Annotated in this window: 10 protein-coding genes; 3 read left to right on the top strand and 7 right to left on the bottom strand. The window is 49.5% G+C overall.

Annotated features, from left to right (window positions below; all coding sequences use genetic code 11):
- The first annotated feature begins 94 nt into the window (after positions 1-94).
- Positions 95-1,653 (top strand): IS3 family transposase gene (locus GO003_RS10075; RefSeq protein WP_231088785.1). Its coding sequence is split into 2 segments (ribosomal slippage): positions 95-557 and positions 557-1,653, totalling 1,560 coding nucleotides; the frame shifts between segments, so codons are not numbered across the junction.
- Between the two features lie 136 nt (positions 1,654-1,789).
- On the opposite strand, the gene GO003_RS10070 is transcribed toward GO003_RS10075, so the two are convergent.
- Together GO003_RS10070 and GO003_RS10065 are read right to left on the bottom strand one after the other, a co-directional pair.
- Positions 1,790-2,704: a quinoprotein relay system zinc metallohydrolase 2 gene (locus GO003_RS10070; protein ID WP_231088929.1), complete on the bottom strand. Its 915-nt coding sequence runs from the start codon at positions 2,702-2,704 to the stop codon at positions 1,790-1,792.
- Between the two features lie 603 nt (positions 2,705-3,307).
- Positions 3,308-4,189: a LysR substrate-binding domain-containing protein gene (locus GO003_RS10065; RefSeq protein ID WP_159658082.1), complete on the bottom strand. Its 882-nt coding sequence runs from the start codon at positions 4,187-4,189 to the stop codon at positions 3,308-3,310.
- A gap of 293 nt (positions 4,190-4,482) precedes the next feature.
- Between GO003_RS10065 and GO003_RS10060 the strand changes: the two genes are divergently transcribed.
- A complete protein-coding gene (locus tag GO003_RS10060; RefSeq protein WP_159658081.1) occupies positions 4,483-6,174 on the top strand; it encodes an NAD(P)H-dependent oxidoreductase subunit E in 1,692 nt (563 codons plus the stop codon).
- Positions 6,175-6,204: 30 nt separating this feature from the next.
- Positions 6,205-8,979: a formate dehydrogenase subunit alpha gene (gene fdhF, locus GO003_RS10055; RefSeq protein ID WP_159658080.1), complete on the top strand. Its 2,775-nt coding sequence runs from the start codon at positions 6,205-6,207 to the stop codon at positions 8,977-8,979.
- Between the two features lie 368 nt (positions 8,980-9,347).
- Here the strand turns inward: fdhF and GO003_RS10050 are convergent, their stop codons facing one another.
- The 5 genes from GO003_RS10050 to GO003_RS10030 all read right to left on the bottom strand — a co-directional run bounded on the left by GO003_RS10050 (position 9,348) and on the right by GO003_RS10030 (position 14,940).
- A complete protein-coding gene (locus GO003_RS10050) occupies positions 9,348-10,535 on the bottom strand; it encodes an acetate/propionate family kinase (protein ID WP_159658079.1) in 1,188 nt (395 codons plus the stop codon).
- A gap of 27 nt (positions 10,536-10,562) precedes the next feature.
- On the bottom strand, positions 10,563-12,971 hold the full coding sequence (locus GO003_RS10045) for a phosphoketolase family protein (RefSeq protein ID WP_159658078.1): 2,409 nt from the start codon (positions 12,969-12,971) through the stop codon (positions 10,563-10,565).
- A 287-nt stretch (positions 12,972-13,258) separates the two neighbouring features.
- A complete protein-coding gene (locus GO003_RS10040) occupies positions 13,259-13,747 on the bottom strand; it encodes a redoxin domain-containing protein (RefSeq protein ID WP_231088925.1) in 489 nt (162 codons plus the stop codon).
- Complete coding sequence (locus GO003_RS10035; RefSeq protein ID WP_231088924.1) at positions 13,747-14,400, bottom strand: M48 family metallopeptidase; 654 nt, start codon at positions 14,398-14,400, stop codon at positions 13,747-13,749. Before GO003_RS10035 ends, GO003_RS10040 begins: the two co-directional genes overlap by 1 nt.
- A 144-nt stretch (positions 14,401-14,544) precedes the next feature.
- Entirely contained in the window at positions 14,545-14,940 is a 396-nt protein-coding gene (locus tag GO003_RS10030; protein ID WP_159658084.1) for a group II truncated hemoglobin, read from the bottom strand.
- Between the last annotated feature and the right edge of the window lie 88 nt (positions 14,941-15,028).

The raw sequence follows: 15,028 nt of genomic DNA, 5'->3' as shown, positions 1-15,028 counted from the left end.
TTCAAAGGACGCGTGAATACGTCCCAGTAGCTCTCTGCAACATCCCCTCTGTGTCAGGATAGTTGTCGCCTCTAAAATTTTATAGAGGTACAAAATGCAAACCCGTTATAGTGAAGAATTTAAACAGCAAGCCCTGAGTAAAGTATTGCAACGCGGTGATAAAAGCATTCAATCGATTGCCGATGAATTGACTATCAGTGTGTTTACTCTGAAAGGCTGGCTTAAACAGACACGATCCAAATCAACAACAAACACTATGAAACAACAACGTCCTAAAGACTGGACTCGGAAACAACGGTTTGAAGCCTTGCTAGTCAGCGCGAGCTTGGAAGGTGAAGCACTCAACGCCTTCTGCCGTGAACGAGGTTTGTTTACCCATCACCTGCAAACGTGGCAACAAGACTTTATTAAACCTCTTGAGGTCACCGAACCCAGCCAAGTCTCAAGGAAAGCCTTGAAACCCTTGGAGAACGAGATTGCACAACTGAAGAAAGACCTGCAACGCAAGGAGAAAGCCTTGGCAGAAGCCGCCGCTTTGTTGATCCTTCAAAAAAAGTGCCACGCGTTCTGGGAGGAAAAGGCGCCATGATCCCTCTTGCAGAACGCACCCATTTACTCACCTTATTTAACGAAGCGTTTGATCACGGAGCCCGTAAAGCCAAAGCTGCCGAGGTGATGGGCCTACCGCTGCGCACGTTACAACGTTGGCAACGTCCCGAAGCCGTGCCGGTTGACGGTCGCACGCGCCGTCAACACGTGCCTTGTAATCGTTTGAGTGACGAAGAACGCGCTCAGGTATTAGCCCTAGCCAACAGCGATGAGTTCAAAGACAAAACACCGCATCAGATCGTGCCGATGTTGGCCGAACGCGGTGAATATTATGCGTCGGAGTCGACGATTTACCGCATTTTTCGCGAGGCGAAACAAGTCAAACACCGTCATGCCTGCCGTCCATCGGTCGAGCGTAGTAAGCCGAAAGCCCTCACCGCGACGGCACCGAAACAACTGGTGAGTTGGGATATCACCTATTTGACCAGCCTCGTCAAAGGCCAGTTTTTCTATCTGTATCTGTTCATGGATATCTTCAGTCGCAAGATTGTCGGCTGGCAAGTTTATGAACAAGAAAACAGCGAACTGGCGGCCGATCTGATCACGGATCTCTGCCAACGAGAAGGGATTCCACCGCACCAGTTGGTGTTACATTCCGACAACGGCAGCCCGATGAAAGGGGCAACGCTGTTGGCAACCTTGCAGCAGCTTGGCGTCACACCCTCGCGGAGTCGCCCGGCGGTGAGTAATGACAACCCGTATTCCGAGTCGTTGTTCAAAACCCTAAAATACGACGCCCAGTATCCGACCCAACCGTTTGCCTCGGTCACCGCCGCCAGGGACTGGGTAACCGACTTTGTCGACTGGTACAACCATGAGCATCGGCACAGCGGCATTCAATTTGTAACGCCTGAGCAACGTCACACGGGTGAAGACCGGGCGATCCTGAGGCAACGCCAAGCTGTTTATGAGGCCGCTAAGGCCAAAAAACCGGAGCGCTGGAGTCGAAATATCCGAAACTGGGAATGGCAGGCAGAAGTCTGTTTAAATCCCGATAAACCGAGCGATAGTGCGGTAAAAAATACCGACACTACCGTTCATTAATTTTCAACTCATGCGACAACTACGTTGACATTTACCGCATCCCTGTTGCAAAAGCCTTTTCAATCAACCACCTACACCCAATAAAATTGGAGGGGTGAGCAGAGACCATTTGACAGGCCATAGCCTAAGCCTTGATTCACTCTTCCCACTCCAACTCAGCAAATGCAGCCGTAACATTTTTGCGATGAAACTGATCGAACAACAGCCATTGATCCTTAAACTGATAGCCCACCGTTTCAATGGCCTCCTCAATAAATTTCCCCGATTTTATCAGGGCGCGAATTTCTTGCTGCAGGGTTTCCAGATACTGTTTTTCCGGTTGAAGGCTTTTCGGCCAATCTCTGACAATAGGGCCATGGCCTGGAATAACAATCTTAAATGACCGCTTTTCCAGCGCCTTGATTTCTTTCACCCATCCTAAAAGACTGCCGTCTATGACCGGTAAATGCCCTATAAATAACAAATCCGACATCCATAGCGTTTCAGTCGCCGGATCGTAAACCGTCAGGTCATTATCCGTGTGCGCTGCCGCATGCGCCGTCAGTTCCAGTACACGTCCGCCCAGATCGATTTTCATCAGGCCATTGACGGCCTTATCGGGTGGAATGAGGTTTTCCGGTTTAAGATCGACCGCGATTTGCTCAGACGCTCTATCCAGGTAAAACTGAGCCCTGGCAGCCATGGCGCGGGCCAGATTCTTATGCCCGATAAACTGCACACCCGGCATTTTAAAAACGATATTGCCGTAGATATGATCAGGATGGACATGCGTATTGATCACATAACAGACCGGTTTTGACGTGACTTTTTGAATCGCCCGCTTCAACGCCATTCCTTCATTCGGATTGCCGCCCGTATCGATCACCGCGACACAGCGATCTCCGACGATAAAACCGATGTTGGCAATTGCACCATGATTGGTGGTATCAGGTAGTTCATGCTTGCCCTGATGCACATAAATACCCTTGGCGGCTTCGGTCATAGTCAATGCAGACTGCGCATAGAGAGGCCTGGCAATAACCATGCAGAGCAAAATCAAAAAAAATCGCACTTGTTTCTCCGGTTAAACAAAGGAGCAAAAAAACTTAAATTATTGTAACAAATTCCGGTATCAAACCCAGTTATTGCCAAGATACTATCAGGGTAAACGCATTAAAATAATCAATATATCAATATGTTACCCGGTTGCTTAGAACTTATAGTCAATTTGGTTTAACTTAGGGTACCCCGCCCTGGGTCCCGTTAGGCCGCGCCGAGCACTGGCGATTTTGCCGAGAATAGCCCGCTAGGGGAGCGGCAGGGATGCCGCTCGTTTTCGAAGGGCTAGGGATAGCCCTTCGAAAACCCTCGGCAAAATCGTCAGCGCGCAGGATGCAGCGGCCTCCGGGTGTCTTTTCTTTTGGATACTTTTCTTTGGACAAGCAAAGAAAAGTATCGCGGTTGTCGGTCCGCGAACCGACTCCAAATAAGCGTCGCGATAGCGACACAAAGCCTTTTTTAGGTTTCAAATAAACCGAGTCTTATAGTTAATCCGGAAAAAGGAATATATTAAATATTTGATTTTCTATAGTGTTTTAATGCGTTTGCCTGAAGATACTATCGGCAATTCCCATTTTGAACTTTATTTAGCTTTGAGGGTTGGCGTAAGCCTTGGTCATTTACACAACTGAAGAAATGCACTGGCCGCACGGGACTGAATGATGGATTTGGGAGCAATGATGTTTAAATGCCAGATCAAGCCTTCCGGCGGATTGACACGCCGCGCAACCAGACCGCTACGTTCATTGCGCAATGCCTGGGATGAAGCAAAGCCGATACCTAAACCCGCTCTGACGGCCTCTTTGACCCCCGATACACCGGTGACTTCGATATTAACCTCAACATCGACTCCGGCGCGGCTTAAAGCACTTTCCACCACCTTTCTGGCACCTGAACCCGACTCACGCCAGATGACGGGATGATCGGCAAAAACGCTTAACGGAACAGATTCCGGATAAACACAGGCCAACAGATGGTCTTCCGGCAGTACCAGAACAATTTCGTCTTGTTGCCAGGGAATGACTTCATAGTTGCCGGGCAGCACCTCGCTTTCAACAGGTCCTTCGATAAACCCCAAATCGAGTTCATGAAGCTGTTTCAGAATTTCATCGGTATCCGCCGTTTTCATGGTCACCCTGACACCGGCATGCAAGGTCTGAAATTTCACTAGAAAATGCGGTAAATAGTAACTGGCAATGGTTGTTGTAGAGCCCAACCTTAACAGGCCGGCATTGACTTTTTTCAGGCAGCGGACATAGTCGATAGCCTGGTTGAGATCGTCCGACATTTTTTGTGCGTAGCCCAAAAGTCCTGCGCCGGCAGGTGTCAGTTCAATTTGATGGCCTTTGCGCTCATAGAGCGGCTCCCCTACCAATTGCTGAAGCAGCTTTAGCTGACCCGACACGGCGGGCTGTCCGATATGCAGATACTCTGCCGCTTGGGTAATGCTTTTCAAGCGAGCCACAACCGCAAAGGTGAGCAAATGATTAGGGTTCAAGATATCCACCTTCTGCCAAACGGATTGAGTTTGAAATACAGGTTTTCGTTGCCGCCTAACCCCGCAGACCATTGAAGTAACTGTTGATTTAGCCTAAGCAATGAGAGTGAGCCGATACTATCATTATTTATGATGTCAATCCGAATAAATAATTAGTTGAAACATAGTCAATAGCTAAGTTAAAGTGCCAGCAATTTGCGGTAGACGCAACGCAAAAGCGCTGATAAGTTTGTATAGCCCTATAATGAAAGAAAGACCCGCTGACACAGGCGGATTACTTGGAGGAAACACGCGTGGCAGTCATAACAATTACACCTGAACAGATCACTAAAAAGAAACGTAAAGGCCCCAAAGGCCATGCGGTGGACTTAAGCGCATTAGATGAAATCAGAGCCTTGCTGGGCAACGAACCCCGCCGCCGGGATCTGCTGATAGAGCACTTGCATAAAATTCAAGACACATTTCATCATATTTCCTCCAAGCATCTTGTCGCACTCGCCAGTGAGATGAAGCTGTCGCCTGCTGAAGTTTTTGAAGTAGCCTCTTTTTATCATCATTTTGACGTTGTCAAGGAAGGCCAAACACCTCCCCCCGCTTTGACTATCAGAGTCTGTGAATCGGTCTCATGCGAAATGGCAGGCGCCCATGAACTGATCAACGCGCTTGAACACGGCTTAAGCAATAAAGCCCGCATCCAGAAAGTCCCGTGTGTAGGCCGTTGCCAACATGCTCCTGTCGCCGTCGTCGGTCAAAACCCGATTGACAAGGCCGATGTTGAAAAGGTGACCGGCGCCTTAGAAAACAACGCTATTCAAGCGCCTGTATCCGCTTATATCAGCTTTGAAGAATACAAAGCGAATGGCGGCTATCAGACCATGAAAAGCCTGCATGAAGGGGACATTTCTGCAGAAAGCATCATCAAGAAAATGGAAGACTCAGGTCTCAGAGGCCTCGGCGGCGCCGGATTTCCTGCCGGAAGAAAATGGCGCATTGTCAAAGGATTTGCCGGACCACGCATGATGGCCGTGAACATTGATGAAGGCGAACCCGGTACGTTTAAAGACCGTTTTTATCTGGAAAGAGATCCGCACCGCTTTCTGGAAGGCATGCTGATCGCAGCATTAACCGTGGGCTGCGATGAGATTTATGTTTACCTTCGTGATGAATATGCCGGATGCCGGGAAATTCTGACCCGCGAAATTGCCAATCTCCAGAATAACCCGCCTTCGCCAAAATACCGCTTGCCTCCGATTCATTTACGCCGTGGGGCAGGCGCTTATATTTGCGGCGAAGAGTCCGCGATGGTTGAATCGATTGAGGGCAAACGCGGCATGCCGCGTTTAAGACCGCCTTTCCTCGCCGAAGTGGGCTTATTCGGACGCCCCACGCTGGAACACAACATGGAGTCGGTGTTCTGGGTACGCGATATCGTCGAAAAAGGGCCTGCCTGGTTCTCTTCTTTTGGCCGCAACGACAGAAAGGGATTACGGTCATTTTCGGTTTCAGGCCGGGTGAACAAGCCGGGTGTGCATTTGGCGCCAGCCGGTATTACCGTTCGTGAATTAATCGATGAATATTGTGGCGGTATGCTGGAAGGACATGAGTTTTACGGATACTTTCCGGGCGGGGCATCGGGTGGCATATTGCCCGCTTCGTTGGGCGATATTCCTCTGGACTTCGACACGTTGAATCCTTACGGGTGTTTTATCGGTTCGGCAGCTGTGGTGATATTTTCCAATCACGACAGCGCGAAAAAACTGGCCTTGAATGCCATGCGATTTTTCGAAGAAGAATCGTGCGGACAATGCACACCTTGCCGGGTGGGAACCACCAAGGCAGCCCATCTGATGACATCGGAACAATGGGATATCAGCCTGCTGGAGGAATTGTCTTCGGTCATGGTCGATGCGTCGATCTGTGGCTTAGGTCAGGCCGCGCCCAATCCCCTTCGCTGCGTCATCAAATATTTCCCGCACGAATTATGAATCACTGTTTAGTTGAAAAGAGGTCAATCCATGGCTGCTAATCCGGAATTTTTGAACAAACCCATCGTCAATTTCACACTGGACGGTAACGAATTTTCAGCTTTCCAGGGAGAAACCATCCTGCAGGCTGCCAAGCGACAAGGTAAAGAGATTCCGCATCTCTGTTACAAAGACGGCCTTCGTCCCGATGGAAACTGCCGCGCCTGCGTGGTGGAAATTGAAGGCGAACGCGTACTCGCGCCGTCGTGCTGCCGCATGCCAAGCGAAGGCATGAAAGTCAAAGCCGAGAGTGAAAGGGCTATCAAGTCCCAGAAAATGGTGTTGGAATTGTTGAAATCCGACATGCCTAATCAGGGTAAATCGCCTTACACGCTTAAATCCGAACTGGATTATTGGGCCGATAAACTGGAAGTCGGCACACCGCGTTTTGAAGGCCGGAAACAACCCCTGGCCGATTTTTCACATCCTGCAATTTCGGTCAATCTGGATGCCTGTATACAGTGCACCCGTTGTTTGAGAGCGTGCCGTGAAGAGCAGATGAACGATGTCATAGGCTATGCTAACCGTGGCGGCCATTCCGAGATTGTGTTCGATATCGCCGATCCCATGGGTGCCAGCAGCTGCGTGGCCTGCGGAGAATGCGTACAAGCCTGCCCTACCGGCGCGTTGATGCCGGCTAACAACGTGGGTCTAGAGGTCGCCGATAAAACCGTCGACTCGACCTGCCCTTATTGCGGCGTAGGCTGCTTGATCAAATACCACGTCAAGGACAACAAGATTCTATACACCGAAGGCCGAGATGGTTTCACTAACCATTTGCGTCTTTGCGTCAAAGGCCGTTACGGTTTCAACTATATCCACAACCCGCTGAGGCTCACCAAACCGCTGATTAGAAGAGAAGGCGTGGCCAAAACCTCCGAGCTTTTGGACCCTGACCAACTGGATGACGTTTTCCGTGAAGCCAGCTGGGAAGAGGCGCTGGATTTTGCCGCCAATGGTTTGAAAAAAATTCGCGAGGAAAAGGGCAGTAAAGCGCTGGCCGGTCTCGGCTCGGCCAAAGGCAGTAACGAAGAAGCTTATTTATTCCAAAAACTGGTACGTATCGGTTTCGGCTCAAACAATGTCGACCATTGCACCCGGCTTTGCCATGCCTCTTCTGTTGTTGCCTTGCTGGAATGCCTGGGCTCTGGCGCAGTATCCAATCCGGTCGCCGATGTCAGCAAAGCCGAGGTGATTATTATCATCGGCTCCAACCCAACCGTAAATCATCCGGTCGGAGCCACATTCATGAAGAATGCCGCTAAAAAAGGCGCCAAGATCATTCTGATGGATCCGATCAAAACGTCCATTTCAAAGTATGCGACTCACGTTCTGCAATTCCGGCCGGATACCGATGTAGCCTTACTGAACGGCATTATGCATACAATTCTGGCTGAGAATCTGCAAAACGACGACTACATCAAAAATCACACGGAAGAGTTTTATTTGATGAAAGAGCATTTGAGAAATTACAGTCCTGAGCATGTCGCGCCTATCTGCGGCATCGATGCTGAAATGATCAAGGAAGTGGCCAGACTCTATGCGACCTCAAAGGGGTCAATGATTTTGTGGGGCATGGGTATTTCCCAGCATATTCACGGCACCGATAACGCCCGTTGCCTGATTTCCCTGGCATTGATGACCGGACAGATCGGCAGACCCGGTACCGGTTTACATCCGTTACGCGGTCAAAACAACGTACAAGGCGCATCCGACGTGGGCTTGATTCCTATGGTTTATCCTGATTATGAATCGGTAGAAAATCCCGCCTATCAAGCCAAATATGAAAAATTATGGAATGCCAAGCTTGACCCAAAACGCGGATTGACTACGGTTGAAATGATTCATGCCATTCTTGATAAAGAGCTGTACGGCATGTATGTCGAAGGTGAAAATCCGGCCATGTCCGACCCCAATCAGAATCATGCGCGGGAAGCGCTGGCTTCGTTGGAACACCTGGTCGTTCAGGATATCTTTTTGACTGAAACAGCCGGTTTTGCCGATGTCATTTTACCCGCCTCGGCGTTCTATGAAAAAACCGGCACATTCTCCAACACAGACCGTAGAGTCCAGATGGGACGTCAAGCCGTCAATCCGCCCGGAGATGCGCGTCAGGATCTGTGGATCATTCAGGAAATAGCCAACCGCTTGGGCTGCAACTGGAATTATCAAGGCCCTGAAGATGTGTTCAATGAAATGCGTCAAGCCATGACCAGCATTGCCGGCATGACCTGGGAACGGCTTGAAAAGGAAGACTCGCTGACTTATCCGCTGGAAAAAGAAGGTGACCCGGGCCAGCCTGTGATTTTTACCGACGGTTTTCCAACACCCTCAGGCAAAGGTAAGTTTGTACCTGCGCACTTTATTCATGCCGACGAATTACCGGATGATGAATACCCCTTGATTTTCATCACCGGACGTCAGCTTGAACATTGGCATACCGGCAGTATGACTCGTCATTCATCGACCCTGGATGCTATAGAGCCGGATCCGGTTCTCAGCGCGCATCCGAATGATCTGGCCAAATTGAACATCGAACCGGGCGGCTTAATCACCATCGAATCCAGACGCGGAAAAATCACGGCTTATGCCCGGTCAGAACTGGGCATTCAGGAAGGCAGCCTGTTTATGGCTTTTTGTTATAACGAAGCCAGTGCCAACCTGATCACCAACGAGGCGCTGGACCCTGCCGCAAAAATACCGGAATTTAAATTCTGCGCAGTAAAAGCCTATGCCGGAGGCGAAATAGGAACACGTATCCAATAAGGCTGATCGTTGATTGGGTTGGTGTAAACCAACCCAATCACAAACGTTGGGTTGCGAACAGCATGCAACCCAACCTACCTTGGCGGCGAATTAATAGTGCTCATACGTCCGATGCCGCAGTCCTTTTTGGCGTCGTTTCCCGGACATCATCACCAAAACATTAAAGACGTTGAGCGACAACTATAAAAAGGCATGTAGGATGTGCTGAGCGATAGCGAAGCGCATCAATCGCGACCGATGCGGTTCCTGTTGCTACTGCATCCTAGAGAACTTTCAAAATATTGTTAGGCCAGTTTTTTTTGCATTTCTCGTAAACAAACTCAGGGCGTAGGTTGGGTTGCATGCTCTTCGCAACCCAACGGAATCAGCTAATTCAATAATGCCCAGGTCTCCTGGGCAATCTGTAATTCTTCGTGGGTTCGGATGACCAGGATGCGCGTCTTTTGACCCGTTTGGGCTATATCGCAAACATCAGCGTCTTGGATATTATTGGCTGTGTCGTCAATGGCTATGCCTAAATGCGCTAAACCGCCGCAGACCAAGCGTCTTACCAGTGCCGCATTTTCGCCCACGCCGCCGGTAAAAATCAGTGCATCGATGCCGCCCATGACAGCCCAGTAAGCGCCAATGTATTTTTTTATCCGATAACCGTACATGTCCAGCGCCAGGGCCGCTGATTCTTCGCCTTGCTGACTGCGGTTGATGAGTTCTCTGACGTCGTTGGTTCCGGTGAGCGCAGTTAAACCCGAAGCATGATTAAGCTGCCAATCAATCCCTGAGGCTTCCATCTGGTGGTAATTTTGTAAATAAGTGGGTATGGCCGGGTCGATATCTCCGCTGCGCGCGCCCATCATCAATCCTTCCAGCGGCGTGAAGCCCATGGACGTATCGACAGATTGACCTTTGGCGATCGCTGCCGCACTGGCGCCATTGCCTAAATGCAGACTGATCACGGACGTCTCAGCGAAGGGTTTTTCCAAAAACTCCGCCGCTTTTTGCGCGACATAATGATGCGAAGTGCCGTGAAATCCGTAACGCCGGATGCCGAAGGTTTGATACCAGAGCTCGGGAATCGCGTAACGATAAGCCCGGGGCGGTAACGTTTGATGATAAGCCGTGTCAAAGACGGCCACCTGTGGAATCCCGGGGAACATCCTGTGACAGATGGTAATGCCGTTCAGATTGATGGGATTATGTAACGGAGCAAATGCGCTGAGCTCTGAGATCGCCTTTATGACGTCATCAGTCACGCATGTGGCAGAGGCAAATCTCGATCCACCATGAACAACCCGATGGGCGATAGCGCCAAACTCGATAGCTGCGCCTAATGCCTTGAAAACCAGATCAAATGCGGCCTGATGATCGGCCGCATTAACCTGACTTATCTTTTCATGCGCGGGGTCTGAAGCCGTATTGTCCCAATGCTTCAGTCTGGCGTCACCGGAACCGATGCGTTCGAGAAGGCCTTTGACCAGCACCCTGCCCTCAGGCATCGCCAGCAGCTGGTACTTTATCGACGAACTGCCGGAATTGATGACCAATATGTTTGGATGCATGACTCGCCCTATCTGATCAATTCAGCCTCAATCAAACGGCCAAATCCAATTGGCGATTTCACTCTTATCCGTGCCGTGTTCATGCGCGTAGCTGAGATTGTCGATAATTTCATTTTTCATCTGTTCTTTCAAATGAGCGGCTTTGGCGCTTAACCAAGGCACCCGGTCTATGACGTCGATCACCAGATTGAACCGGTCGATTTGATTCAGTATGGCCAGCTCCATAGGCGTATTGATATTGCCGCGCTCCTTATAACCCCGCACATGCATATTGTCATGATTGGTAAAGCGGTACGCAAGTTTATGAATCAACCAGGGATAGCCGTGGAAATTAAAAATAACCGGTTTATCCGTGGTAAAAAGACTGTCGAACTCCCGGTGCGACAAACCATGCGGATGTTCCGTCGCAGGTTGCAATTTAAACAAATCAACAACATTGACAAAGCGCAGCTTAAGTTCGGGAACATGAGCGCGCAAAATAGCCGTTGCCGCCAGCGCTTCCTGTGTCGCCACATCACCGCACGACGCCATGACCACATCAGGCACTTCGCCCTGATCATTACTGGCTTTGGACCAAATCCCGATGCCTTTGGCGCAATGCACGATGGCTTCGTCAATGGTCGTAAACTGCAGATGTTTTTGCTTATCAGCGACAATGACGTTGATTTTGTCGGTAGAACGCAGGCAGTGATCGGTAACGACCAAGAGTGTGTTGGCATCCGGCGGCAGATAAATACGCGTGACCTGTGGACTCTTATTGGTTAACAGATCGATAAAACCGGGGTCCTGATGCGAAAAGCCGTTGTGATCCTGACGCCAGACTGTCGATGACAGTAAAATATTCTCGGATGCAACCGAAGCCCGCCAGGATACCAGATTGGATATGGCCAGCCATTTCGCATGCTGATTGATCATCGAATCAATGACATGTGCAAACGCTTCGTAGGTATGAAAAAACCCGTGACGACCGGAGAGTAAATAGCCTTCCATCCAGCCGATCAAGGTATGCTCGGACAGCATTTCCATTACACGGCCATCCTGGCTTAATTCGCCCCCGTCCGCATCTTCCGGCAGGTAATCGGCCATCCAGCATTTTTTTGAGGCTTCAAAAACCGCTTGTAAACGGTTTGACGCGGTTTCATCCGGGCCGAAAACCCGAAAGTTAGCGGCATTCAGGCTTAACGTATCCCGCAAGAACTCACCCAGCGGCTTGGTGTTTTCATACTCCACACCCCCCGCTTTTTTGACCTCGACAGCATACTGACGAAAATCGGGCAGTTTAAGCTCTTTACGCAGCATGCCGCCATTGGCGTGAAGATTGGCGCTCATCCGGCGTGTGCCTTGCGGCGCCAAGGAACGCAAATCTTCGACCAAGCGCCCTTGCGCATCAAACAATTCAGCCGGTTCGTAGCTCAAAAGCCAGTCTTCCAGCAGCTTTAACGATTCCGGATTTTCCCGCACATCGGAAAACGGAACCTGATGAGAGCGCCACGAGCCTTCCGTTTTATGACCTTTGACCGTTTTAGGGCCAGACCACCCTTTGGGAGAACGTAACACAATCATGGGCCAGAAGGGACGCTCAAGGGTTGTCTTTTCTCCGGAACGGGCGCTTTGCTGAATGGCTTTAATCTCTCCAATCACTGTATTTAAAGTCGCGGCCATCTTCTGATGCATGATTTCAGGATCATCGCCTTCAACAAAATAAGGACGATAACCGTAACCCATGAAAAGCGCTTCCAGTTCCTGATGACTGATCCGCGCCAAGATGGTCGGATTGGCAATTTTATAGCCGTTCAAATTTAATATAGGCAGAACGGCCCCGTCCCTTTGTGGATTTAAAAATTTATTGGAATGCCAGGCGGTAGCCAGAGGACCGGTCTCCGCTTCTCCATCGCCGACGACACATGCGACGATCAAGTCTGGATTATCAAAAGCTGCGCCATAGGCATGCGACAAACTATAGCCCAGCTCGCCGCCTTCATGAATCGAACCCGGTGTTTCGGGCGTCACATGCGAACCGATGTGTCCGGGAAAGGAAAATTGCTTGAAAAATTTGCGCAATCCTTCTTCATCCAGGCTTTTATCGGGGTAAACCTCGGAATATGTTTCTTCAAGGTAACTGGGTCCCAAGACGCCCGGCGCTCCGTGCCCCGGACCCGCGATAAAGATGACATCAAGATCCTGTTCTTTGATCAGGCGGTTGAGATGAGCCCACGTAAAAGAAAGCGCCGGGCTCGCACCCCAATGGCCCAGCAGACGATGCTTGATATGATCAACGGTCAGCGGCTCTTTAAGAAGGGGGTTGTCCTTCAAATAAATCATGCCCACGGATAAATAGTTGCACGCACACCACCAGGCATGAATTTTTCTTAATGTTTCCTGATCAAGCGGTCCGGAACCCGAGTTTGAAAGATGTGCATGTTCCCAAGTTGTCATAGGTTTTCTCCACTGATTGATGGTAAATTTATTTGACACAAAATTATTTCAAGCTTTTGATAGTAATCTACTTAATTAGTGTCTTTTTAACCGCAAGAGTTTATTCCACTGCGATAATGTTAAAACGATGTTCGCGTTAGGAGTTGATCGGTTGGCAGAGGCATCTCTCGGCAAGGATTGATGAAATCAAGGGCACAAGAACGAAAAACAGCCTTTACTACTTTAGATTCTGCGCTTCGGCAATACCTGCTTTAATTGAAGCTGGGAAGTTATTTCCAATACTATCCTTAGTTGAAATAAGACGCCAGCCACACCCTGATTCTTAAACCTAGCTCCGTACTGTAACCTATTGATGAAAAAACGATATGACCGTTGTTATTGAGGAAAAAAATCGCCGGAACACCTTTTATGCCGTAACGTTTTGCGACAGAACCATCGGCATCATTCACCGTGGGCCAATTCAGATTCCGGCTTGCCAGATAGCGATTTACCTGATCGGTGGGGCCTGAATTGAGTGCCACTGTAATTCCGGGTGTATCGTGTAAAACCTTAGACATTGAACCTTGCATCATGCCGCACAAGCCGCACCAATCTGCCCAAAAATAGATAATGCCGCCCCCCTTAGGCATAACGGATTCTGTGGGCAGACCAGCAATTGTTTGCTCGGGCAACTGCGGCGGCACTCCTGAGACCAGACCACGATTGAACAAAAATTGACCTGAAAACAGCACGATAATGACGATGCCATACAGAATGGCGTGTTTAATCCATTTCACTAAAGCCCCATCAGCAAATGGCCGCCGTTGACCTTAAGCCACTGCCGTAAAGTTTTGTATTCAGGCATATGTTCAGCAACCAGATGCCAAAAATGACTGGAATGGTTACGGTGTTTAATGTGACACAATTCGTGCACGACAACATATTCCAATACCTCGGGAGGCGCCAGGATCAGCAGCCAATTCAAATTGATATCGTTATAAACACCGCAACTTCCCCAGCGGCTTTTTTGAGTTTTAATTTTGATACTCCTGGGATAAAGCCCATATCTTGCCGCATGTTTGGCAACACACTGCTCCACCGTGCGTTTGGCTTCAAGCTTTAGCCAGCGCATAAAGGCCGAGCGCATGGCTTCGTGCAGTTCATCTTCCAATAAGGTATGCGGAACTGAGGCAATAAAATGATCGCTGAACTCCAGTGTTATTTTTTTGCGCTTAACAGGAACAATAACCAGCGGATAGCTTCGGTCCTGGTAAGGCAATAAAGCGCCATGCGTATAGGAGTCAGGCGCCAGACTCCGGAGATTTTCCCGCCGGTTTTTAAGGCGCAGTTGAGTGCTCAAAACCCAGTCCTGCTTATCCGAGACGAAACGATGAAGACTATGTTCCGAAACGCCGTGCGGGGCAATAACTTCAACCTGTTGCGAAGTCACGCGCAAGCGCACAAGTCTAGCTCGTTTGCTGCGAAGAATCTGATAGGAAAACGGTAAAGTAATAATGGCTTGGACTCTCTTGGTTGGCGTCTCTATTGAAGTGTCGGGCTTTGCGGAGGCAAGTTCCGCTATTGGGCACCCTGCTTAATCGTCCTTGTTAATCATATGCGTCGCCAAATCCTGTAAAGCCTGACTCAGATTTTGCCGGAATTCCGGATCGAGCGACAATTCGTTTAATGCTTTATTCATACAAAACATCCATTGATCGCGTTCACTTGTGCCAATTTGGAATGTAAAGTGCCGCATTCTGAGCCGGGGATGGCCGTATTGCTCGACAAACAGATCCGGTCCACCCAACCATCCGGACAGAAACTTGAACAATTTGTCCCGCGCGCCATTCAAGCTTTTCTGATGAATAAGCCGAATACCGCGCGCTTCAGGCAGGGTATCCATAAAGAAATAAAACCGGTCAACCAGGCTGTGGACACCTTGCTCACCACCAACAAGTTGATAAGGCGTTATAGAGGGCGTTGTTGTCATATCACTCATCAAAAGTTTCTAATGAAGTTATTGTACTTTTATAAGTCTTGAACGCGAAACAGGCATTGCACATACTCCCTGCCAAACG

It is taken from the genome of Methylicorpusculum oleiharenae (assembly GCF_009828925.2).
Classification (GTDB): domain Bacteria; phylum Pseudomonadota; class Gammaproteobacteria; order Methylococcales; family Methylomonadaceae; genus Methylicorpusculum; species Methylicorpusculum oleiharenae.
This window is presented reverse-complemented; position numbering and strand designations above follow the sequence as displayed.